Origin of the sequence: Achromobacter sp. JUb104, assembly GCF_024806975.1 — a bacterium.
GTDB classification, from domain to species: Bacteria; Pseudomonadota; Gammaproteobacteria; order Burkholderiales; family Burkholderiaceae_B; genus Achromobacter; species Achromobacter spanius.
Map to the genome: position 1 here is coordinate 44,437 of NZ_JANUEY010000006.1, position 18,875 is coordinate 63,311.

Sequence of the window (18,875 nt, forward strand, 5' to 3'; positions counted from 1 at the left end):
TGGAGCCAAAGCGAAAATGCCCGCCGACGAGAACCGTCCGGCGGGCAAAAAAAGGTAAAGCTGGAGCGAGACTATTCAGCAGGGACTTCCACCTGGAAATTTACGGCGCGTGCGGGAACAACGGTAGAAATGGCGTGCTTGTAAACCATTTGCGTGACCGTATTACGCAGCAGCACCACGTACTGATCAAAAGATTCGATTTGCCCTTGAAGCTTGATACCGTTCACCAAGTAAATCGACACGGGCACATGATCCTTGCGCAGCGTGTTCAGGAACGGATCTTGCAAAGTTTGCCCTTTATTGCTCATTGGCCAGGCTCCATTTGTTTGTTATTGAATGATGATGTGCTTTCTTGTACTGGTGGAGCACATCGAAGCATGTACTCTACAGGGTTTTCCCGGCCCGTGCTACTTGGCCGGGAAGCAAAAGTGACACCAGAGATTTCAAGCTGAAATGGCTCTGAAAATCACGTTTGCAGGACCTCCGCGAGCGCTTTCAGAAGCAGGTTTACCTGCTCGTCGGTGCCCACGGTAATGCGAAGAAACTGGTCAATGCGCGCATGACGGAAATGACGCACGATGATGCTGCGTTCACGCAAGTCGGCGGCCAGGCCTGCGGCGTCTTTCAAGGGATGCCGCGCAAACACGAAATTCGCTGCCGACGGCAACACCTCAAAGCCCAACGCCTCCAGGCCTGCCGTCATCCGCGAGCGGGTTTCGATCACGGCTTGGCGCGTTTGCTCAAAGTACTCTGTATCTTCCAATGCCGCCACTGCGCCGGCCGATGCCAGGCGATCGATGGGGTAGGAGTTGAAACTGTTCTTTACGCGCTCGAGCCCGTCGATAAGCTCGGCGCTTCCCACGGCGAAGCCCACGCGCAACCCCGCCAGCGAACGCGACTTGGACAGCGTCTGTACCACCAGCAGATTGTCGTAGCGCGCGACCAGCCCCACAGCGGATTCACCGCCGAAGTCCACATAGGCTTCGTCCACCACCACGACCGCGTCCGGGTTGGCCGCCACGATGCGCTCAACGTCGGCCAAGCTCAGCGCTCTGCCGGTAGGCGCATTGGGATTCGGGAAGATGATGGCGCCTGCCTGCCCGTTTGCACCGGGCAGGTAGTCATCAACGTTGATGGAAAAGTCCGCCGCCAACGGCACCGTTTCGTACTCAATGCCGTACAGCCCGCAATAGACCGGATAAAAGCTGTAGGTGATGTCCGGAAAGCGCAGCGGCTTGTCGTGCTTGAGCAGCGCAAGAAAAACGTGCGCCAGCACCTCGTCGGAACCGTTGCCGACGAAGACCTGGTTGGCTTGCACGCCAACCGTGGCCGCTATGGCTTGGCGCAGCTGATCGGACGACGGGTCCGGATACAGCTTGAGTGTGTCGTCGCTGGCTGCGCGGATGGCCTCGATCACCTTGGGCGACGGCCCGTAAGGGTGCTCGTTGGTGTTCAGCTTGACCAGGTTCTGAAGCTTGGGCTGCTCGCCCGGAACATACGGACTGAGCGTCCCGACCACGGGACTCCAGAAACGGCTCATGGATCAGCTTTCCTGCGCGTAGGGGTTGTGCGACGACTTGAATTCGATGCGCAGCGGCGTACCGGCCAGATCAAACGCATTACGGAAACGCGTTTCCAGATAGCGGCGATACGAATCGGGGATGGCATCCAGCGCGTTGCCGTGGATAACGACCAGCGGCGGGTTCTGCCCGCCTTGGTGCGCATACCGCATCTTGGGGCGGAAGATACCCTTGCGCGGCGGCTGCTGCTGCTCGATGGCGGCCTGCAATTCACGCGTCAGCTTCGGCGTGGACAATTTGGCGAACGCCGCGGCATGCGCCGAATTGATGGACTTCAGCAGCGGCTTGATGCCCTGTCCGCGCAACGCCGAAATCGTGTGCATGCGCGCGAACGACAGGAACCGCAGCTTGCGCTGGAATTCGCGTTCGATGCGTTCCTTTTCCTCGCCGTCCAGGCCATCCCATTTATTGATGGCAACCACCACGGCGCGGCCTGTTTCCAGCACGAAGCCCGCAATGTGGGCATCCTGCTCGGAGATCTCGGTATGCGCGTCCAGCATTAGCAGCACGACGTTGCTGGCCTCGATGGCCTGCAGCGTCTTGATGACCGAGAACTTCTCGACAGCCTCGAACACCTTGCCGCGCTTGCGCAGGCCGGCGGTGTCGATCAGCGTGTAGCGACGGCCGTCACGGTCGAAATCAATTTCGATGGCATCGCGCGTCGTGCCGGGCAGGTCGAACGCAATCACGCGCTCTTCGCCCATCAGCGTGTTGATGAGCGTCGACTTGCCGACGTTCGGACGGCCCACGATCGCCAGCTTGATGCGGTGATCGTGCTCGCCCTCGCCTTCTTCGAAAGATTCTTCTTCCGAGGGCGGCTCGGCCAGATCCTTAAGCGCGAGCTCGATCAGGTCGACGATGCCGTCGCCGTGCGCCGCCGAAATCGGATAGGGCTGACCCAGGCCAAGTTCATGGAACTCGGAAATGGCGGGGCCCAAGCCCATGCCTTCCGCCTTGTTCACCGCCAGCAGAACGCGCTGCTGGCCAGACTTGCGCAGCAGTTGGGCGATCTCGTGGTCGTGAGCGTTCAGGCCGGCGCGCGCGTCGACCAAAAACACCACGACGTCGGCTTCGGCGATGGCCTGCCGGGTCTGGCGAGCCATCTCCAGCAAGATACCGTCTTTGGCGACGGGCTCGAAACCGCCGGTATCGATAGCGATGAACGGGATCTCGCCTACCCTGCCCTCACCGTAATGGCGATCGCGGGTCAGGCCGGAAAAGTCGGCCACCAACGCGGCGCGAGATCGCGTCAGGCGGTTGAAAAGGGTCGACTTCCCCACATTGGGGCGACCGACCAGGGCAACGACAGGCTTGAAAGACACGGTGTAAGGCTTTGTTCTATAGGTTTTAGTTGGCGCCGATCAGGACGAGATTGCCATTGCCCGTCTGGACCAGCACACCTTGGGGGGTGGTTTGCGGCGGCGAAACGACGGCGCCTCCACCCACGGACAGCCGCGCCATCAGGCTGCCGTCACTACGCGACAGAAAGTGCAGATAGCCTTCCAGATCGCCAACCGCGAGCGCGCCGCCCAGCAGGGCCGGTGCGGTCAGTTGACGGTTCTTCAGAGCCGCCTGCTTCCACACGTTGCCGCCATTATCCAGCGCAAACGCGCTGACGACGCTATTTTGATCCGCTGCGTAGGCAAAGCGGTCATCCAGCGTCATGCCGCTGACGCTGGAGAAATCCTTGGCCCACAGCGGACGGCCGCCGGCCGTAACCTCAAAGCAGACGATACGCCCTTGATAAGCCACCGCGCAAAGAAGATTTCCCGCGATGCGCGGCGTGCCGACGACGTCGGTCAGGCGTTCCAGGTCGCTGGCGCCACGCGGCGTTGCCACGGTGCCTTCCCATTGCACGTTGCCGCTGTCCGACGCAATTGCCATCAGCTTGCCACCGGGCAGCCCCGAGATGACGAGGCCTTCAGCCAGAACCATCTGCGACACGCTGCGCAAGGCCAGTGACGGGCCGGGACGCTGCACGTTCCAAACACGCTCGCCGCTGTTGGCATCGAACGCCTGGATGCGGTAGTCGCCACTACGGACCACGACGATGCCGTAGCCCACCACCGGCGGGACGGTAACGTCGCTGGTGGCGCGGACCTTCCACTTGACCTTGCCGGTGTCGTCGAAGGCGATGACTTCGCCGTCAGGCGAGGCGACGGCGGTGGTGGTGCCGTCGCTGCCGGCGCCGGCCGACAGCTTGGTGTCGGCATTGGCCTTCCACAAGGGCCGGCCGCTTTGCAGGTCGAACTTGCCGACCGAACCGTCCGGCGTGGCGGCGTAGACGGCGGAACCCAGCACGGTGGGCGCGAAGCCCAGGCCAGACCCGCTACCGATCGACGTTGACCAGACCTGACGCACCGACATGCCTGCCTTGTACTCAGTCAGCGGCGCGGGATCATAACGGCCATCGTCACGGGAAAACAGGCCGCAACCGCCCAATGCAAGCAAGCCTGCCAGGCAAACGGCGCCACGCCACGTACGACCAGGTGCAAATTTACGCATTACAGTCACGCTCCGCTCAGGGCATCCAATTTCAGTTGCACGACTTGGGTCAGCGGGTTAGCCGTACCCAGGCCATCGATGGCGCTTTGCCACGCGGCACGCGCCTCATCGCGCTTGCCCTGCGCGGCAAGGACATCGCCGCGGCGATCCGCGAACAAGGCGGCAAACGCAGCCGGCGGGTTGTTCAATTGCGCCAGCGCGGCATCAAACTGCTTTTGGTCCAGCAGCATGCCGGCCAGGCGCAGCCGGGCAACGGCTTGCATGGACGGGTTCTTGCCCTGCGCCGCCAGCCATTCCAGTTGTTCACGTGCGCCGGCATCGTCTTTCTGGGCTTGCAGCGCCTGCGCCGCGACCAGCGCGCCGCGCGCGGCATAGCCAGTGGCCGGGTACTGTTCGCGCAGCGTGGCGGCGGCGGCCTTGATGCGCACCGACGAATCAGCACCACCCAGGCGAGCGGCGTCTTCCAGCGCCTCGAAGTAGCCCATGGCCTGGTTGGTGCGATGCGACTCGTAGGCCTTCCAGCCCCACCATCCGCCCCACGCCAACGCCACCGCGGCAAACAGCGACACAACCAGCGTGCCGTATCGGGCCCACCACGCCTTGATGGCGTCCAGCTTTTCCTGTTCTTCGAGATCGTATGCCATGCCTTAACCCTTGTTGTTCAGTACCGCAGCCAGGTCCGCAAGCGGCACCTGCTGCTGCGCGTTGTCGCCCTGGGCGTCCGCACGCAAATATTTGACGCTGGCGGTCTGCGAAGTGACTTCGTCGGCGCCAAGAATAACCGCAACCCGGGCGCCGCTGGCATCCGCGCGCTTGAATTGGGACTTGAAGCCGGCCGAACCCGCATGCACGATCACCGACAGGCCGGCATCACGCAAGGTTTCGCCGACGCTCGCCGCCAGGCGCTGCGCTTCTTCGCCTTGGTGCACCACATAGACATCGCATTCGGCCGGGGCGTCGAGCTGGACGCTTTGTTCCCAAAGGTCAAGCAGGCGTTCCATGCCGATCGCAAAGCCGACCGCCGGGGCGGGCTTGCCGCCCAGCAGTTCGATCAGCCCGTCGTAGCGGCCACCGCCGCACACCGTGCCTTGCGAACCCAGACGGTCGGTAACCCACTCGAACACGGTCAGGTTGTAGTAGTCCAGGCCGCGCACCAGGCGCGGGTTCAAGCTGTATTCAATGCCGGCTTCGGTCAGACGCTGGCACACGCCTTCAAAGTGCGCGCGGGATTCATCGCCCAGGAAATCAAACAGGCGCGGCGCACTGTTGGCCATTTCCTGCATGGCGGGGTTCTTGGTGTCCAGCACGCGCAGCGGGTTCGTGTACAAGCGGCGCTGGCCGTCTTCGTCGAGAATGTCGCGGTGCTTTTCCAGGTGCTCGATCAATGCGGCGCGATGCGCGGCGCGTTCGGCGGGCTGCCCCAGGGAATTCAGTTCCAGGCGCACATCCTTCAAGCCCAGCAGCTTCCACAGGCGCGCCAGCATGACGATAAGTTCGGCGTCCACATCAGGACCGACGAAGCCCAAGGCTTCCACGTCGATCTGATGGAACTGGCGGTAGCGGCCGCGCTGCGGGCGCTCGTGGCGAAACACCGGGCCAATCGAGTAGACGCGCTGCGGGCGGTCATAGAGCATGTTGTGCTCGATGGAGGCGCGCACGATACCGGCCGTCATTTCAGGGCGCATCGTCAGCGATTCACCGTTCAAGGCATCGGTGAACGTGTACATCTCTTTTTCGACGATGTCCGTGACTTCGCCGATGCCGCGCGTGAACAGGCGCGTATGCTCAAGCACAGGCGTACGCACGTTGCGATAGCCGTAGCCGCGCAGCCAGCCGCGCACGATTTCCTCGAATTGTTCCCAGCGGGCGCTCGGCCCGGGCAACACGTCATTCATGCCGCGTATGGCGGCGACTTTCTGGAAAGCTTGAGTCATCTTGATCATGCCGCATCGCGCACCGGCCGGCGCGCTTGCGGCTACACCCTTTCTTTTAATGAGAAGCGAGCACGCCGTACCGGCGCGCCACGTAGTCTTCGACGATGGCCTGGAACTCTTCGGCGATATGGTCGCCCTTGAGCGTGACCGTGCGTTCGCCATCCACGAATACCGGCGCCGCGGGCACTTCGCCCGTTCCCGGCAAACTGATACCGATATCGGCATGGCGGCTTTCGCCCGGCCCATTGACCACACAGCCCATGACCGCGACGTTCATGCTTTCGACGCCGGGGTACTGCGCCTTCCAGACCGGCATCTGGCGACGCAGGTAGGACTGGATGCTGTCAGCCAGTTCCTGGAAGAACGTGCTGCTGGTGCGGCCGCAACCGGGGCACGCCACCACCATGGGGGTGAACGCGCGCAGGCCCATGGTCTGCAGGATTTCTTGCGCCACAACCGCTTCGCGGCTGCGGTCGCCGCCGGGTTCCGGCGTCAACGAAATACGGATGGTGTCGCCAATGCCCTGCTGCAGCAGAACCGCCAGCGCGGCGGTGGACGCCACGATGCCCTTGCTGCCCATGCCGGCTTCGGTCAGGCCCAGATGCAGGGGGTAATCACAACGGGCGGACAGGTCGCGGTAGACCGCGATCAGGTCCTGCACATGGCTGACCTTGCACGACAGGATGATGGCATCACGGCGCAAGCCAAGTTCTTCGGCGCGCTGCGCATTGGTGATGGCCGACACGACCAGCGCGTCACGCATCACGGCCTGGGCCTCCCAGGGCTGCGCGCGGCGGCTGTTTTCGTCCATCTTGCGCGCCATCAGTTCGTGGTCCAGGCTGCCCCAGTTCACGCCAATGCGCACGGGCTTGTCGTAACGGCAAGCCACTTCGATCATCTGCGCGAAGTTGTCGTCGCGCCGCTTGCCGCCGCCCATGTTGCCCGGATTGATCCGGTACTTGGACAGCGCCTGCGCGCACTCCGGAAACTGCGTCAGCAGCTTGTGGCCGTTGTAGTGGAAGTCTCCAACCAGCGGCACATTCACGCCCATGCGATCAAGTTGTTCGCGGATGGCTACCACTTCGCGGGCCGCCTCGGGCGTATTCACCGTGATCCGTACCAGCTCGGAGCCGGCCAGCGCCAGTTCCTTGACCTGGATCGCCGTGGCGATGGGGTCAGCCGTGTCGGTATTGGTCATGGACTGCACCACGACCGGGGCGTCGCCCCCAACCATGACAACGCGATCGCCCCACTTCACCGCCACGGAACGGGTGGCGCGGCGCATGGCGGCCCCGACAGACGGAGGCGGCGCATCGTGGCAAGGCAGAGAGGAATCTTGCATCGGTGGAACCGGTTTACTTGGTGGGCTTGGGCAGCCAGTCGAACGGCAGCCATTGCTGCGGCAACCAGCCTTGCCAGAAGGCATACGCCACGCCGGCGGCCAGCACCAGCACGATGGCGATCAGCCAGCCCCAGGAGGTGGACGACGAACGTTCGTCGTCAGCGCTGGACTGGGGAATGGAATGCGCCGAATGCAGGGCGCCCGGGCTCAGCTTTACCGGACCGGTGACGCGGGCCTTCGGGTCCAGCGAATCGACGATGGCTTGGGAATCAGCGCCCAGCAGGCGCGCATAGTTGCGGACCAGGCCGCGCAGCGAAACGCCGGTGGGCAAGTCCGCCCACGCTTCGTTTTCAAGGGCGTCGATCTGCTTGGTGGAAAACTTGATGCGGCTGGAAACCTCATCAAGCGACCAGCCCTTGGACTGGCGCAGCGCGCGCAATGCCGAGCCGATATTGCCCGCAGCACCGGCGGGCGTTTCAGAAACTGCAGAAGCGACATCCTGCGTCATGCATGCACCTGTTTAATTGGTATGGTCTGGCGCTGTGCAGCGTTGCGCTCGGTAATCCGAGTGCGGTCGCGCACTTCTCCGGCCAGTTGACCACAAGCCGCATCGATGTCGTCACCCCGGGTCTTGCGCACGGTCGTGATGATGCCGGCGTCCATCAGCCGCTGCGCAAACACTTTCACGCGCGCGGAGTTGGAACGCTTCAGGCCCGACTCTGGGAAGGGGTTGAACGGAATCAGATTGAGCTTGCAGCGCAACTGGCGTGCAATTTGGATCAGTTCCTTGGCGTGCTGGTCGGTATCGTTGATGCCGTCCAGCATGCAGTATTCAAAAGTGATGAAGTCGCGCGGGGCAAACGCCAGATAGCGCTCGCAGGCCGCCAGCAACTCTTTCAGCGGGTATTTCTTGTTCAGCGGCACGAGCTCGTCGCGCAGCGCATCGTTGGGCGCGTGCAGCGACACCGCCAGCGCCACCGGACAGTCTTGCGACAGGCGGTCCATCATGGGGACCACGCCCGACGTGGACACCGTGACACGGCGGCGCGACAGGCCGTAAGCGTTGTCGTCGAGCATCAGGCGCAGGGCCGGCAGCACCTGGTCGTAATTGAGCAGGGGTTCGCCCATGCCCATCATCACCACGTTGCTGACGACGCGCGTATCTTCGGTGGCCTTGGCGTTCGCCAGGCGGGCGGTGCCGATATCGGCTTCCAGCACGCGCTTGGCCCACCACAACTGGCCGATGATTTCGCTGGTTTTCAGGTTGCGGTTAAAGCCCTGATGCCCGGTCGAGCAAAAGCGGCAATTGACCACGCAGCCGGCTTGGCTGGAAATGCAAAGGGTGCCGCGATCGTCTTCGGGGATGAAGACGGTTTCGATGGCATTGCCCTGCCCCACGTCGAACAGCCACTTGCGCGTGCCGTCGGTCGAGCGTTGCTCGATATTGACGGGCAAGGCCTCGATGCGGCAGTTGGACGCGAGCTGGCTGCGAAATTCGCGGGCCAGATCAGTCATGGCGTCGAACGAATCGGCGCCGCGCTGGTGCATCCAGCGCTGCAGCTGGCGAGCGCGAAACGGCTTGCCGCCCCACTGCCCGACAAGTTCGGACAGGGCGGAGCCATCCAGCCCCAGCAGATTGATTCGTTCGACGGATTCCATGACCTGGGTAACGCTAAAAAACTAATTCAGTGCTTACGCGAAAATCAACGGCTGTGGATGTTGATTTCGGGGAAGAAGAAAGCGACTTCGACAGCAGCCGTTTCCGGAGCGTCCGAGCCGTGCACGGCGTTGGCGTCGATGCTGTCGGCGAAGTCGGCGCGGATGGTGCCGGCTTCGGCCTTCTTCGGGTCCGTGGCGCCCATCAGGTCGCGGTTCTTCTGGATGGCGTCTTCACCTTCCAGCACTTGCACGAACACGGGGCCCGAGATCATAAAATCGACCAGGTCCTTGAAGAAGGGGCGTTCCTTGTGCACGGCGTAGAAACGCTCGGCATCGGCGCGCGACAGTTGCGCCAGGCGGGCAGCGATGACCTTCAGGCCGGCTTGTTCGAAGCGGCCGACGATCTGGCCGATGACGTTCTTGGCGACGGCGTCGGGCTTGATGATCGAGAGGGTGCGTTGAATGGACATTAGGAACTCCGAAAACTGATTTCTGACTGGTTTCTGATGAATTGCCTGGCGTGGCTCTGCACTTGTCGGTGTCACCCTTGAAGTGTCATCGCGCGATGGGCGCGCAGGCGGTCCGGCGTGTTTGAACGATTCCGTTGAACATTCCGGGCCGGCCTGAACCGCTTGCCAAGGCAGGGATTCGACACTGGCCACCGATCGGACGTGCCCATGATTCTTGTCGAGGATACCGAAACGTGGGCTTTTAAGCGCACATTTCTGAAGGAATCCTCAATGAATTCAGGGACTTCTAAAAGGTTTACAGTAACCCGGTATTCTAACACGCTGAGAAGACCGCATTACATCTTAAAATGAGCGGTTTGCTGCCCGTATCCCTACGCCGGGCGCCCTGTCTGCCGGAACCCTGTAATGACTCAAGCTGCTCCCCCGAACGCCGCGAATCCCGCGAGCGACACCCCGGAACTCTCCAAGAGCTTCGAACCCTCCGAATTGGAATCGCGCTGGTATGCCGAATGGGACAAGCGCGGATACTTCACGGCGGGCCAGCACGTAAAAACAGGGACGGAAAGCCAGCCCTACGTTATTCAGTTCCCGCCTCCCAACGTGACGGGCACCCTGCACATGGGCCACGCCTTCAACCAGACCATCATGGACGGTCTGGTTCGCTACCGCCGCATGGCCGGCGACGACACCGTCTTCATTCCCGGCACCGACCACGCCGGCATCGCCACGCAGATCGTTGTTGAAAGACAGCTGGATGCCCAGAAGGTTTCCCGTCATGACCTCGGCCGCGAAAAATTCGTGGAAAAGGTCTGGGAATGGAAGGAAAAGTCGGGCAATGCCATCACCGAACAGGTGCGCCGCCTGGGCGCCTCGGCCGACTGGCCGCGCGAATACTTCACGATGGACGACCGCATGTCGCGCGGCGTGGTCGAGACTTTCGTGCGCCTGCATAAACAGGGCCTGATCTACCGCGGCAAGCGCCTGGTCAACTGGGACCCGAAGCTGCTGACCGCCGTGTCCGACCTGGAAGTGCAGTCCGAAGAGACCGAGGGCCACATGTGGCACATCCTCTACCCCTTCGTGGATGGCCCGCAGACCATCGTTGACAAAGACGGCCAGACCGTCACCTTGCGTGGCCTCACCATCGCCACGACCCGCCCGGAAACCATGCTGGCCGACGGTGCGCTGTGCGTGCACCCCGAAGACCCGCGCTATCAGCACCTGGTTGGCAAGGAAGTCGAGCTGCCACTGTGCGACCGCAACATCCCGATCATCGCTGACGATTTCGTTGACCCGGAATTCGGTACGGGCTGCGTGAAGATTACCGGCGCACACGACTTCAACGACTACGCCTGCGCGATGCGCCATGATCTGCCCCTGATCGTGATCTTCACGCTGGACGCGCACATCAACGAAAACGGCCCCAAGCAGTTCCAGGGCCTGGAGCGTTACGAAGCGCGCAAGGCCGTCGTTGCGCAGCTGGACGCCGAAGGCTATCTGGTCAAGGTCGAATCGCACAAGATGATGCAGCCCAAGGGCGACCGCACCGGCGTCGTCCTGGAGCCCATGCTGACCGACCAATGGTTCGTGGCCATGAGCAAGCCCGCGCCGGAAGGCACGCTGAACCCGGGCAAGAGCATTACCGAAGTGGCGCTGGAAGTGGTGGCTGACGGCCGCATCCAGTTCTACCCAGACAACTGGACCACCATCTACAACCAATGGCTGAACAACATCCAGGACTGGTGCATTTCGCGCCAACTGTGGTGGGGCCATCAGATCCCGGCCTGGTATTCGGAAGACGGCCAGGTCTTTGTGGCGCACGACGAAGCGGGCGCCATCGAGCAGGCGCGCGCCGCCGGCGTCACGGGCGATCTCACGCGGGATCCGGACGTGCTGGACACCTGGTTCTCGTCGGGTCTCGTGCCCTTCACCACGCTGGGCTGGCCGGACAACACGCCGGACCTGCAACGCTACCTGCCTTCCAGCGTGCTGGTGACGGGCTTTGACATCATTTTCTTCTGGGTCGCGCGCATGGTCATGCTGACCACGCACATGACCGGCCAGATCCCGTTCAAGCACGTCTACGTGCACGGCCTGATCCGCGATGCCGACGGCCAGAAGATGAGCAAGTCCAAGGGCAATACGCTGGACCCGGTCGACCTCATCGACGGCATCGACCTGGACGGCCTGGTCGCCAAGCGCACCTACGGCCTGATGAACCCCAAGCAGGCCGGCAACATCGAAAAGGCTACGCGCCGCCAGTACCCCGACGGCATCCCGGCGTTCGGCACCGATGCGCTGCGCTTCACGATGGCGGCCTACGCCACGCTGGGCCGCAACATCAACTTCGACCTGAAGCGCTGCGAGGGCTATCGCAACTTCTGCAACAAGCTGTGGAACGCCACGCGCTTCGTGCTGATGAACACCGAAGGCCATGACCTGACCGGTTCGGACGCAGGCGAAACCTCGTTCGTGGACCGCTGGATCATCAGCCAGATGCAAACGCTGGAAGCCGACGTGGCGCGCGGCTTTGCCGACTACCGCTTCGACAACATCGCCAACGCGCTGTACCGCTACGTCTGGGACGAATACTGCGATTGGTACCTGGAACTGGCCAAGGTCCAGATCCAGACCGGCACGCCGGCCCAGCAACTTGGTACGCGCCGCACGCTGATCCGCGTGCTGGAATGCGTGCTGCGCCTGGCCCACCCCATCATTCCGTTCATCACCGAAGAGCTGTGGCAGAAGGTGTCGGTGGTGGCGGGCAAGCGCAAGGAAGGCGTGGCCGACAGCGTCAGCGTGCAGCCGTATCCGCAGGCCAATCCGGCCGCCGTGGATGCCGCCGCCGAAGCGGACGTAGCCGAGCTGAAGGCGCAAGTTGAAGCCGTGCGCGCACTGCGTGGCGAAATGAACCTGTCGCCCGCCCAGAAGGTGCCGTTGTGCGCCCAAGGCGACGCGCCCACGCTCAAGCGCAACGCGCCCTACCTTGCCGCGCTGGCCAAGCTGAGCCAGGTCGACGTGCTGGACGTCTTGCCGGATGCCGGCGCGCCGGTTCAAGTGGTGGGAGCCAGCCGCCTGATGCTGCACGTCGAGATCGACGTGGCCGCCGAACGCATCCGCCTGGACAAGGAAATTGCCCGCCTGGAAGGCGAAATCGCCAAGGCCAACGGCAAGCTGTCGAACGCCAGCTTCGTCGAGCGCGCCCCGGCAGCGGTGGTCGAACAGGAAAAGGCGCGCATGGCGCAGTTTGGTGAAACCCTGCAAAAGGTGCGCGAACAGCGCGCCAAGCTCGGCGAATAAGCGACTGCGGATCGCGCTGAAGCCAAACACCCCGGAGCGATGCTCCGGGGTGTTTTTTTATCTGGCCACCATTAACGGCCCGGCACCTACACGCCGCCGTCCGTCATGCGATACCAGGTGACAACGGCATTCACATACAGCCGGCGCAAGCCATAAAGCGGAAACGGCACCACCGGCGACAAGGGCACCGGCAACGCGGCGGCATCACCCGTGGCCACATATTCCGCCATGGCGCGCCCCATGCTCGTCTGCAGCCCCACGCCGCGCCCCTGGCAACCAATGTCGACCAGCAAGCCGGGCTGTGGCTCGTGCAAATGCGGCAGGTAATCGCGCGTAATGGCAACGCGGCCGCACCAGCGATATTCGAAGGGTGTACCCGCCACTTGCGGAAACATCTTCAACATGACGCGCTCAAGGTGCGCCCAATCTTGCGGCCCCTTGGGCTCACGGAACGGACCCCGACCGCCCATCAACAGGCGGCCCTGGTGGTCAAGCCGGAAGTACAGCAACAGATTGCGGGTGTCTGACGTGACATGACCTTCGGGAAAGATGCCCGCGCGCACCGACTCCGGCAGCGGCGCCGTGGCCACCTGGAAGGTGTTGGCGTCAATGATGGACGTCTTGAGCCCGGGCAGCAGATCGCCACCATAGGCGTTCGTACACATCACGACGCGGTCCGCGGTAACGGTGGCGCCGCGCGCGGTGGACGCCGTCCACTTGCCGCCGTCACGCTTCAGGCCGGTGACCGGTGTTTCCGTGTGGATCAAGGCACCCGCATTCAAAGCGGCGCGTGCCAGGCCGCGCACGTAGCTCAAGGGCTGCACGGCCCCCGCGCGCTTGTCGACCCAACCGCCCAGATAGCGATCCGTGCCCAACAAGCGCGCGACCTGATCCCGATCCAACGGTTGCGCGTCCACACCATGGCGCGCCCATTGCGCCGCGCGTTTATGCGCAATGCGCAAGGCTTCGGCGGTATGCGCGCCCTGGATCCAGCCTTTGCGCACATGCGGCACATCCATGGCGTGGCGGTCGATCAGGTTGAACACCGAGTCGGCCGTGCTGCCCGCAAACCGCAATAACCGTTCGCCCTTTTCAGGCCCGAACATGGCGATCAAGTCGTCCGGGTCGTATTTCAAGCCTGGGATCACCTGGCCACCATTGCGGCCCGAGCCGCCAAAACCAATTTCGCGCGCCTCCAGCACGACGGTCTTCACGCCCCGCTCGGCCAGATGCAAGGCAGTGCTCAGACCGGCATAGCCGCCACCAATGACCAACACATCGGCGTGCGTGGAAGCGGCCAGCGGCTCGGTCGACGGCGGTGGCGCCGCGGTCGCTGCCCACAATGACGGGGAAAGGGGAAACGGCGCTTGCTGCATGACGGTTCCTTACATGGGATGCAGCACACGGTGCAGGAAATCCTGCGTCCGGGGATGCTGCGGATGATTCAGCACTTCGCGGGCGGCGCCCTGCTCTACCATGACCCCGCCGTCAAAGAACATGACGCGGTCGGCAACCTCGCGGGCAAAGCTCATTTCGTGCGTCACGACGACCATCGTCATGCCGGCTTCCGCCAGCTTGCGCATGACGCCCAGCACATCGCCGACCAGTTCAGGGTCCAGCGCGGACGTGGGCTCGTCGAACAAGATGGCCTTGGGCTGCATGGCCAGCGCTCGCGCAATGGCTACCCGCTGCTGCTGCCCGCCAGACAACTGGTTCGGATGCGCATCGGCCTTGTCCGCCAAGCCCACGCTGGCCAGCAGTTCGCGGCCGCGCTCAAGCACTTGCGCGCGCGGCTCTTTCTTCACGAAGATCGGCCCTTCAATGACGTTCTCCAGCGCGGTGCGATGCGGGAACAAATTGAAGCGCTGAAATACCATGGCCACCTGTGTCCGGATGGACACGATGGACGGCGCGTCGGCATCGACCAGCTCTCCGTCCACGGTGATGCGCCCTGCGTTGTAGCGCTCAAGCCCGTTGATGCAGCGCAGGATCGTGGATTTTCCCGAACCGGAAGGGCCGATCACGCAAACCACCTCGCCCTTGCTGACGTCGGCATCAATGCCTTTCAGCACCTCCAGCGAACCAAAGCTCTTGCGGACTCCGCGAAGTTCGATCATTTCGTGGTGCTCCTTTTTTCCAGATGGCGCACCAGCAGAATCAAGGGCACGCACATCACCAGGTACATCAACGCCACCAGAGAGAACACTGTGGCGTTCTTGAAGGTAGACACCGCGATCAGCTTGCCTTGCAGGGCCAGCTCGGCCACCGTGATGGTGGACGCCTGCGATGAGTCCTTGAGCATCATGATCATGATGTTGCCGTAAGGCGGCAGCACGATCTTGACCGCTTGCGGCAGGACCACGCGCCGCATCGTCATGCTCCAGCTCATGCCCATGGCCATGGCGGCTTCGATCTGGCCACGGTCAATCGCCTGGATGCCGGCGCGGAAGTTCTCGGCCTGATAGGCGGAATACGCGACGCCCAGCCCGATGATGGCGGCCTGCACCGCGGTCAGCGACACCCCCATGTCGGGCATGACGAAATAGATATAGAACAGCAGCACGATGATGGGAATGCCGCGCAGCAGATTGATCACGCCGGCGCTGAACTTGGACAGGAATTTGTTTCCCGAGACGCGCATCAGCGCCCACACCAGACCCAGCACCGTCGACAGCGCGAGCGAACCCAGCGTGACCAGGATCGTCAGCTTCGCGCCTTCCAGCAGTATCGGCATGTACTCTGCCGCGTCGTTGAAGAATTCCGTCATGAACTACCCCACCCCGACAAGACCGCCTGCGGGAACGCGGGATGCGCCCCGCCAGCCGGCGCGCGGATACGCGCCGGCAAGGCTGTTGCAAAAACACTTGCTTGCTTGGAACTAACGCCGCTTTACGAGCCGGACAGGCCCCACTTCTTCAGGATGGCGTCGATGGCGCCGTCCGCCTTGAGCTTGGCCAGCGCTTTATTGATACGGTCCAGCAGCGCCGTGTCTTCCTTGCGCGTGGCCAGCCCCAGGCTGCCCATCACGGTCGGCTGGTAAGACTGCGCCATCTTCAGGTTGGGATAGTTGCCTTGCGTCAGGATGTACGCGGCAATCGGGTAGTCCATGAAACCACCCTGGATGCGGCCCGCATTGGCGTCGCGCATCATGTCGGGCGGGTTGTCATACAGCTTCACTTCCTTGAACACGCCGCTCTTCTGCACGGGTTCGACAAAAGCCGTGCCCACCTGCACACCGACCGTCATGCCTTTCATGTCGGCGAACGACTTGTATTCCTTGTTGTCGCTCTTCAACACCATCAAGCCCTCTCCGTAGCGGTAGACGGGCTCGGAAAAGCTCACGATCTGCTGGCGCTGCGGAGTGATGAACATGGCGGCCGACACGATGTCGATACGCTTTGAGGTCAGCGATCCGATCAGTGCGGAAAACGCCATGGGCTCGATCTGCACTTCGAAACCCGCCTCTTTGCCAACGGCCTTGACGATGTCGACCATCACGCCTTCGATGCTATTGGCTTTAGTGTCCAGGAAAGTGAAGGGACTGCCGGTGGGTGTGGACCCCACTTTCAACACCGTCTGGGCTTGCGCGCCCGCGGCCATGGACAATGCTGCAAATACAGAGACAACCAGAGTCTTGATTTTCATGACATTTCCTCATCGTGGCAAAGAAGTCCGGGCAACGCCTTGCGTGTCCGGTGGCGCGACAATCCCCAGTGTCATCGCGCCGATGTGGATGCTGCGCGCTTATGGCGCTTGTTGCGTGTCGTCCCCCGCGGCTTGAGTGATGTTGGAAATGGCCCAGATGACCTCGGTCGTCTGCGAACCGGGATTTCGCCAGCGCCGCGGAGTGCTGCTGGCATAGCAAAAGCTGTCGCCCTCATTCAGCAGCATCACGCGGTCGCCCACCCATAATTCAAGCGAACCCTTGAGCACCACCCCGATCTGCTCGCCCTGCCCCGTCACGAAAAGCTCGTTGCCGGTGGAACCTCCGGGCTCAATGGTGGCGCGGCACAGGTCCATGCTGCTGCAGGCCGGCGGCGTGTACATCTCTTTGCTGATGCCTTTTTCGCTTAGATCGATGAAGCGGTGCGTGCCCGCGCGAGCAACGCGGCCGCCGTCTTCGCCCTGCGTGTGCTCGGCGTTGCGCAGCAGTGAATTGACCGAAACCTGGAATTCGCGCGCCAGCAGATGCAGCACCTTGACCGAGGCGGAACTCAGGCCGCGCTCGATCTGGCTCAGCAAGCCCAGGGACATCCCGCAGGCGCGCGCCACATCGGCAAGGGATCGGCCTTGCTGTTTGCGTAATTGCCGCAGTTGCTGACCCAACCACAAGTCCACGGCCGATTCCGGCCTGCCCGCAAACGAAGCCGCCCTTGCCGGCGAAGGCGAGGCGTGATGCTCAGGGACGGGACGGGCCACCCGCGAGGCGGCCGAGTCGGATCTGCTCATGTGAAAATTTCATTTATGTGTAATTTTCAATACTAAGGAGCACACGACAAGCTCACAACCTAGGAACATCCCTAGCGGTCATGAAAAGTTTGAAGAGGGGAAAAGCTCAGGACGCGTCGGGCGTCTTGGAGGATTGCGCGGGGGATTGCGCGGAGGTCTTTGACGCAGGCTTGCGACGGCGCTTGGGCGCATCGGAAGCAGGGTCATAGGTGCCGGCCAGTTCTGCCAGATAGCGTTCATCCGCCTTGTTCAACCACCCCTTGGCACGGGCCGATTCAATCAACTCGGGGCGGCGCGCCGCCGTCAGGGCCAGCGAACGTTCACGCCGCCAGCGGGCGATATTGGCATGATGGCCGCTCAGGAGCGGCGCGGGTACGGACTCGCCCTCATAGACTTCCGGGCGCGTGTAGTGCGGGCTGTCCAGCAGGCCGGACAAGGTGTCGTTAAACGAGTCCTGCAAGGCTGAGTCACCGTCGTTCAGCACGCCCGGCAATAGGCGCACGGCGGCATCGATCACCGCAAGCGCGGCGATTTCCCCGCCGGACAAGACAAAGTCGCCCAGCGAGATTTCATGCGTGACGCAACGTTCAATGAACCGTTGGTCCACGCCTTCGTAGCGGCCGCAGATCAGGATGATTCCATCGCCCGCGGCCAGAGTTTCTGCGCCCGCCTGGTCGTAACGTTGACCAACCGGCGCCAGCAAGGCCACGGGGGCAGGCCCCAGACCTTGCGCGGCACGCGCTTGCTGGGCGGCATTGACGGCGGCTTCCAGCGGCGCGGCCATCATCACCATTCCCGGACCACCACCGTAAGGGCGGTCGTCTACCGTGCGATGGACGTCCTGCGTGAAATCACGGGGATTCCACGCATGCAGGGACCACCGGCCCTGGGTATGCGCCCGGCCGGTAACACCCAGATCGCGCACTACCCCGAACATTTCGGGAAAGAGCGTAATGACGTCAAATCGCATCAAAGATCCGCCGGCCAGTCGCTGTCAATGCGGCGAGCGGCCAGATCGACGGCGTGAATATGCGCGCGTACGAACGGAACAAGCAGTTCGGCGGGTCGGCCCTTGGCGTTCAGAATGGGTTCGGGCCCTTCGGCCCCAACTTTCTGGCACAAGACCTTCAAGACGGCATGAGCGCCGTTATCAAGGACTTCGTCCACTACGCCAATAAGCGCGGGTTCACCGTTGGCGCTGGTATATAGCGCGCAACCGATGAGGTCGACCCAGTAGTATTCGTCTTCTTCCGGCGCGGGAAAAGAGCCGCGCGGTGCCTGCACGGAATATCCGCGCATGGCTTCGGCCTGGTCGCGGTCCACAATACCCGCCAGTTGGGCCACCACCGTGGCGCCCTGCGAGCGAGCTTGCAACACCTTGATTGCGACAGGCGCAGACGCGACAGCGCCCCGCGCCAATTCAGGCACAGGGCGAGTCAACCACCATTGAGATGCTGAGAGCAGCACTTCGGCATTGGCCGAATGAGGCTGCACCTTAACCCAGCCTTTCACACCGTAGGCTGCAGTGATGCGGCCCAGCTCGATCAAATCCGTAGGCGCCGCGTTAGAGGTTGCGGCATCAGACATGTATCGCGCTCTTGATAGTTATGAAACAGCTAAGAATGGTAGCTTTACA

General features: G+C 62.6%; 18 protein-coding genes. 1 reads left to right on the forward strand and 17 read right to left on the reverse strand.

Annotated features, from left to right (window positions below; all coding sequences use genetic code 11):
* Nucleotides 1–71: 71 nt before the first annotated feature.
* From hfq to ndk, 10 genes are all read right to left on the reverse strand, one after another.
* On the reverse strand, nt 72–308 hold the full coding sequence (gene hfq / locus M2361_RS28555) for an RNA chaperone Hfq (protein WP_006218585.1): 237 nt from the start codon (nt 306–308) through the stop codon (nt 72–74).
* Nucleotides 309–466: 158 nt separating this feature from the next.
* On the reverse strand, nt 467–1,540 hold the full coding sequence (gene hisC, locus M2361_RS28560) for a histidinol-phosphate transaminase (protein ID WP_259253147.1): 1,074 nt from the start codon (nt 1,538–1,540) through the stop codon (nt 467–469).
* A 3-nt stretch (nt 1,541–1,543) separates the two neighbouring features.
* A complete protein-coding gene (gene der, locus M2361_RS28565) occupies nt 1,544–2,902 on the reverse strand; it encodes a ribosome biogenesis GTPase Der (protein WP_259253148.1) in 1,359 nt (452 codons plus the stop codon).
* Between the two features lie 25 nt (nt 2,903–2,927).
* Nucleotides 2,928–4,085 (reverse strand): outer membrane protein assembly factor BamB, encoded by a 1,158-nt coding sequence (gene bamB, locus M2361_RS28570; RefSeq protein ID WP_259253149.1) that lies wholly within the window; start codon nt 4,083–4,085, stop codon nt 2,928–2,930.
* A gap of 5 nt (nt 4,086–4,090) precedes the next feature.
* Nucleotides 4,091–4,729 (reverse strand): tetratricopeptide repeat protein, encoded by a 639-nt coding sequence (locus M2361_RS28575; protein WP_100855082.1) that lies wholly within the window; start codon nt 4,727–4,729, stop codon nt 4,091–4,093.
* A 3-nt stretch (nt 4,730–4,732) separates the two neighbouring features.
* Nucleotides 4,733–6,019, reverse strand: a complete 1,287-nt coding sequence (gene hisS, locus M2361_RS28580) for a histidine--tRNA ligase (protein WP_259253150.1) — start codon at nt 6,017–6,019, stop codon at nt 4,733–4,735.
* Nucleotides 6,020–6,074: 55 nt separating this feature from the next.
* Complete coding sequence (ispG, locus tag M2361_RS28585) at nt 6,075–7,361, reverse strand: flavodoxin-dependent (E)-4-hydroxy-3-methylbut-2-enyl-diphosphate synthase (RefSeq protein ID WP_259253151.1); 1,287 nt, start codon at nt 7,359–7,361, stop codon at nt 6,075–6,077.
* A gap of 13 nt (nt 7,362–7,374) precedes the next feature.
* Nucleotides 7,375–7,869 (reverse strand): RodZ family helix-turn-helix domain-containing protein, encoded by a 495-nt coding sequence (locus M2361_RS28590; RefSeq protein WP_259253152.1) that lies wholly within the window; start codon nt 7,867–7,869, stop codon nt 7,375–7,377.
* Nucleotides 7,866–9,020 (reverse strand): 23S rRNA (adenine(2503)-C(2))-methyltransferase RlmN, encoded by a 1,155-nt coding sequence (gene rlmN, locus M2361_RS28595; RefSeq protein WP_050446283.1) that lies wholly within the window; start codon nt 9,018–9,020, stop codon nt 7,866–7,868. The genes M2361_RS28590 and rlmN overlap by 4 nt, the downstream gene beginning before the upstream one ends.
* A 44-nt stretch (nt 9,021–9,064) precedes the next feature.
* A complete protein-coding gene (gene ndk / locus M2361_RS28600) occupies nt 9,065–9,490 on the reverse strand; it encodes a nucleoside-diphosphate kinase (RefSeq protein WP_006218576.1) in 426 nt (141 codons plus the stop codon).
* A gap of 405 nt (nt 9,491–9,895) precedes the next feature.
* Between ndk and M2361_RS28605 the strand changes: the two genes are divergently transcribed.
* On the forward strand, nt 9,896–12,790 hold the full coding sequence (locus M2361_RS28605; protein ID WP_259253153.1) for a valine--tRNA ligase: 2,895 nt from the start codon (nt 9,896–9,898) through the stop codon (nt 12,788–12,790).
* Nucleotides 12,791–12,876: 86 nt separating this feature from the next.
* On the opposite strand, the gene M2361_RS28610 is transcribed toward M2361_RS28605, so the two are convergent.
* The 7 genes from M2361_RS28610 to rimM all read right to left on the reverse strand — a co-directional run bounded on the left by M2361_RS28610 (nt 12,877) and on the right by rimM (nt 18,826).
* Nucleotides 12,877–14,166 carry an FAD-binding oxidoreductase gene (locus M2361_RS28610; RefSeq protein ID WP_259253154.1) on the reverse strand — a complete coding sequence of 430 codons (1,290 nt, stop codon included), beginning with the start codon at nt 14,164–14,166 and terminating at the stop codon, nt 12,877–12,879.
* Between the two features lie 9 nt (nt 14,167–14,175).
* A complete protein-coding gene (locus tag M2361_RS28615) occupies nt 14,176–14,907 on the reverse strand; it encodes an amino acid ABC transporter ATP-binding protein (protein ID WP_100855077.1) in 732 nt (243 codons plus the stop codon).
* On the reverse strand, nt 14,904–15,557 hold the full coding sequence (locus M2361_RS28620) for an amino acid ABC transporter permease (RefSeq protein ID WP_100855076.1): 654 nt from the start codon (nt 15,555–15,557) through the stop codon (nt 14,904–14,906). Before M2361_RS28620 ends, M2361_RS28615 begins: the two co-directional genes overlap by 4 nt.
* A 122-nt stretch (nt 15,558–15,679) precedes the next feature.
* Entirely contained in the window at nt 15,680–16,435 is a 756-nt protein-coding gene (locus M2361_RS28625; RefSeq protein WP_100855075.1) for an ABC transporter substrate-binding protein, read from the reverse strand.
* Between the two features lie 99 nt (nt 16,436–16,534).
* Entirely contained in the window at nt 16,535–17,239 is a 705-nt protein-coding gene (locus M2361_RS28630; RefSeq protein WP_259253155.1) for a helix-turn-helix domain-containing protein, read from the reverse strand.
* 106 nt (nt 17,240–17,345) lie between these two features.
* Nucleotides 17,346–18,209: a tRNA (guanosine(37)-N1)-methyltransferase TrmD gene (trmD, locus tag M2361_RS28635; RefSeq protein WP_259253156.1), complete on the reverse strand. Its 864-nt coding sequence runs from the start codon at nt 18,207–18,209 to the stop codon at nt 17,346–17,348.
* Complete coding sequence (gene rimM, locus M2361_RS28640) at nt 18,209–18,826, reverse strand: ribosome maturation factor RimM (RefSeq protein WP_259253157.1); 618 nt, start codon at nt 18,824–18,826, stop codon at nt 18,209–18,211. The genes trmD and rimM overlap by 1 nt, the downstream gene beginning before the upstream one ends.
* Nucleotides 18,827–18,875 lie beyond the last annotated feature (49 nt).

Coding starts and splice junctions, on each gene's coding strand:
- hfq (WP_006218585.1), bottom strand. CDS start 308: ATGAGCAATAAAGGGCAAACTTTGCAAGATCCGTTCCTGAACACGCTG.
- hisC (WP_259253147.1), bottom strand. CDS start 1,540: ATGAGCCGTTTCTGGAGTCCCGTGGTCGGGACGCTCAGTCCGTATGTT.
- bamB (WP_259253149.1), bottom strand. CDS start 4,085: ATGCGTAAATTTGCACCTGGTCGTACGTGGCGTGGCGCCGTTTGCCTG.
- M2361_RS28575 (WP_100855082.1), bottom strand. CDS start 4,729: ATGGCATACGATCTCGAAGAACAGGAAAAGCTGGACGCCATCAAGGCG.
- hisS (WP_259253150.1), bottom strand. CDS start 6,019: ATGACTCAAGCTTTCCAGAAAGTCGCCGCCATACGCGGCATGAATGAC.
- ispG (WP_259253151.1), bottom strand. CDS start 7,361: ATGCAAGATTCCTCTCTGCCTTGCCACGATGCGCCGCCTCCGTCTGTC.
- M2361_RS28590 (WP_259253152.1), bottom strand. CDS start 7,869: ATGACGCAGGATGTCGCTTCTGCAGTTTCTGAAACGCCCGCCGGTGCT.
- rlmN (WP_050446283.1), bottom strand. CDS start 9,020: ATGGAATCCGTCGAACGAATCAATCTGCTGGGGCTGGATGGCTCCGCC.
- ndk (WP_006218576.1), bottom strand. CDS start 9,490: ATGTCCATTCAACGCACCCTCTCGATCATCAAGCCCGACGCCGTCGCC.
- M2361_RS28605 (WP_259253153.1), top strand. CDS start 9,896: ATGACTCAAGCTGCTCCCCCGAACGCCGCGAATCCCGCGAGCGACACC.
- M2361_RS28610 (WP_259253154.1), bottom strand. CDS start 14,166: ATGCAGCAAGCGCCGTTTCCCCTTTCCCCGTCATTGTGGGCAGCGACC.
- M2361_RS28615 (WP_100855077.1), bottom strand. CDS start 14,907: ATGATCGAACTTCGCGGAGTCCGCAAGAGCTTTGGTTCGCTGGAGGTG.
- M2361_RS28620 (WP_100855076.1), bottom strand. CDS start 15,557: ATGACGGAATTCTTCAACGACGCGGCAGAGTACATGCCGATACTGCTG.
- M2361_RS28625 (WP_100855075.1), bottom strand. CDS start 16,435: ATGAAAATCAAGACTCTGGTTGTCTCTGTATTTGCAGCATTGTCCATG.
- M2361_RS28630 (WP_259253155.1), bottom strand. CDS start 17,239: ATGAGCAGATCCGACTCGGCCGCCTCGCGGGTGGCCCGTCCCGTCCCT.
- trmD (WP_259253156.1), bottom strand. CDS start 18,209: ATGCGATTTGACGTCATTACGCTCTTTCCCGAAATGTTCGGGGTAGTG.
- rimM (WP_259253157.1), bottom strand. CDS start 18,826: ATGTCTGATGCCGCAACCTCTAACGCGGCGCCTACGGATTTGATCGAG.